The sequence below is a fragment of the Membranihabitans maritimus genome (genome assembly GCF_021729145.1).
GTDB lineage: Bacteria > Bacteroidota > Bacteroidia > Chitinophagales > Saprospiraceae > Membranihabitans > Membranihabitans maritimus.
In genome coordinates this window covers 1-559 of sequence record NZ_JAJSLW010000071.1, presented here as the reverse complement: position 1 = coordinate 559, position 559 = coordinate 1, and the positions used below count along the sequence as shown (strand labels likewise).

Here is a 559-nt window from a genome sequence, read left to right as displayed (position 1 = left end):
AATAGTAATGGTTACGCTGACGGCAATAGATTCGAGTGGAAATGAAACGATAGAAACCTTTGATATAGAGGTACAGGAAACGGCGCCGGTAGTACCGTTGAATTGCCGGATCCGGATCAGTCCTTCGGTTCATCCGGATGGGACGATAACGGTACGTGTGGATGACCTGATCACGAATGCGTCCTGCCTGGCGAATCACGATGTGAGGGTATATAATCAGTGGGGCGGAGTACTATGGGAACAAAGTGGGATGCGGAGCAGTGATTATGTATTAGAAGGAGTAAACCTGTGTGATTATTTGGGAGCAGGCCTGGAAGTATCAGTAGGGAATGAACTGGGTAGTTGTACCAGCACGTTGCTATTAGATGAAAATGGGAGTGTGGAAATGATTTCTGCGTTTGGGACAAGGATAGACGAAGCGTCAGACCTGGATATTCCGACGGCCCGGATTGATACGGGATTATTGGTGACCTACTGTGGATATGTACCGTCACCGGAAGATCACGAGCCATTGGTGATTATCCCGTGTAGTACAATCAATACACGGAGTAGTTCAACC

At 47.8% G+C, this 559-nt stretch carries 1 protein-coding gene; it reads left to right on the top strand.

Annotated elements, in window-relative coordinates:
* The coding region (locus LVD47_RS23345; RefSeq protein ID WP_236981133.1) for a hypothetical protein at window positions 1–559 on the top strand (559 nt) is incomplete at both ends.